The 2,054-nt window shown below is 68.6% G+C and carries 3 protein-coding genes; 2 read left to right on the top strand and 1 reads right to left on the bottom strand.

Features of this window, described 5'->3' with window-relative positions; genetic code table 11:
- Nucleotides 1-683, bottom strand: a 683-nt coding sequence (locus U9980_RS04830; RefSeq protein WP_322766865.1) for an acetyltransferase, incomplete at its 3' end; no start/stop codon positions are given.
- Between the two features lie 167 nt (nucleotides 684-850).
- Between U9980_RS04830 and U9980_RS04825 the strand changes: the two genes are divergently transcribed.
- Nucleotides 851-1,489 (top strand): 50S ribosomal protein L25/general stress protein Ctc, encoded by a 639-nt coding sequence (locus tag U9980_RS04825; RefSeq protein ID WP_322747843.1) that lies wholly within the window; start codon nucleotides 851-853, stop codon nucleotides 1,487-1,489.
- 26 nt (nucleotides 1,490-1,515) lie between these two features.
- A partial coding sequence (gene pth / locus U9980_RS04820; protein WP_322766864.1) for an aminoacyl-tRNA hydrolase occupies nucleotides 1,516-2,054 on the top strand: 539 nt, incomplete at its 3' end.

The following is a 2,054-nucleotide window of genomic DNA, read 5'->3' as shown; positions in this document are numbered from 1 at the left end:
GTGATCGCAGGGCCGGTACCGACGCCGACGGGCCCGGCCCCCCGCAGGAAGCGGGCCGGGTTGCCGACCCAGACCTCCGAGCCGGGCACATCGGCCAGTACGACCGCGCCCATGCCCACCGTGGACCACGGACCGACCGAGAGGTTCTCCCGGACGAGCGCGCCCGCACCGATGTACGCACCCGTCCCCACGCGTACGCCGCCGGCCAGTGAGACCGACGCGCAGATCGTCGCGAAGTCGTCCAGGACGTCGTCATGGGTGAACACCGAATTCGGCATCACCGCGACGTGATTACCGATGGTGACAGACGTGGTCAGGACGACACCACCCAGCAGGATTGATCCATGACCAACCGTGCATGACGGTGGCACGTGGACCGCGGGGTGGACAACGGTGGCGAAGCGCTCCGCGCCGATCCCGTCCGCGGCGAGCCGGGTGGCGAGCCTGGCCCGCACCGACCCGGAACCCGGGCACAGCACCACTGCCGCGTCCGACATACCGGTGATGACATCCGTGCCGCCGATGACAGCTACGCCGTCGAGCACGCTGCCCCACCGGGTCGGGTTGTCGTCGGTGAAGCCGATCAGTCGATGGCTGCCCGCGGCCTGAACGGCCTGTGCGGTCTCGCGGGCAAGCCCGCCGGCTCCGACCAGCAGCAGGGGTTGGCGCGCGCGCTCTGTCACATGAACTGTTATAGCTCGTCGCGATGAGCGGCCGGCTCGCCGGAGGGCGGGTCCGCCCCGCCGCGTTCCGTCCGGTACTGTGAAGGACCGCGTTGTGCCGACAGGCGTTTCCGCTCGTTTCGCGCCGCGCCGCTGTTCCCCCAAGCTGTAGGAGGATGAGTACCGCCATGTCCGAGGTCCGCATTGCCGCGGAGCCGCGTACCGAGTTCGGCAAGGGCGGGGCTCGTCGTACCCGCAAGGCCGGCAAGGTCCCGGCCGTTCTGTACGGTCACGGTCAACCGCCCCGCCATATCTCGCTGCAGGCTCACGAACTTCTGCACGCGTTCAAAACCGATGCCGGCACGAACGTGCTGCTCCGGCTGGAACTGTCCGACGGCACCCAGCTCGCCCTGCCCAAGGACGTCCAGCGACATCCGATCAAGGGTAGTTTCGAACACGTCGATCTTGTCATCATCCGTACCGGTGAGCGGGTCACGGTGGAGATCCCGGTCGTGCTGGTCGGGGACGCCCACAGCGACACCCTCGTCGACCAGCAGCTGACCACGGTCTCGGTGCAGGCCGACGCGACCAACATCCCCGGGTCGATCGAGGTTGACATCGCCGGCCTCGAACCCGGCGCGAACATCAACGCCGGTCAGCTCGCCCTGCCGGCCGGCTCCATCCTGGACACCGACGCCGGGCAGGTTGTCGTCCAGGCGCTCGCGAAACTGACCGTGGCCCAGATGGACGCCGAGCTCGCCGGGACCGAGCAGGCAACCGGTGGCACCGCGACAACCGCTGCGGCGGGCGAGAAGACCGACGCTTAGGCGCCCGGCAACAGGGGCACGGCATCATGACCGGGTTGCAAGCCGACGGCGCGGTCACCGGGCCGTGGCTGGTTGTGGGGCTGGGCAATCCAGGCCCGGCATATGCCGGTAACCGGCACAATATCGGGTTCATGGTCCTCGACCTGCTTGCCGAGCGGGTCGGGGGCCGTTTCCGAACCCACCGGGGACGAGCCGACGTCGTGGAGACGCGGCTCGCCGGCGCACGGGCGGTGCTCGCCAAGCCACATTCGTTCATGAACACCTCGGGTGGCCCGGTGGCGGCTCTGCGCGCGTTCTTCAAGGCCGAGGTGGGACGAATTCTCGTCGTCCACGATGAACTGGACATTCCCTTCGGGGCTGTCCGGCTCAAGCTCGGCGGTGGCGACAACGGACACAACGGGCTACGATCGATCACTACATCGGTGGGCTCACGTGACTACCTCAGAGTCCGGGTCGGCATCGGGCGCCCGCCCGGCCGGATGGACCCGGCTGACTTCGTCCTGCGGGACTTTTCGGCGGTCGAACGCAAGGAGCTTGCGCTCGTCGTGGACACTGCGGCGGACGC

Source organism: Protofrankia sp. Cr1, from assembly GCF_963555865.1.
Classification (GTDB): Bacteria; Actinomycetota; Actinomycetes; order Frankiales; family Frankiaceae; genus Protofrankia.
Note: the sequence above shows the minus strand (reverse complement) of the source record. Positions and strands in the feature narration are given on the sequence as shown.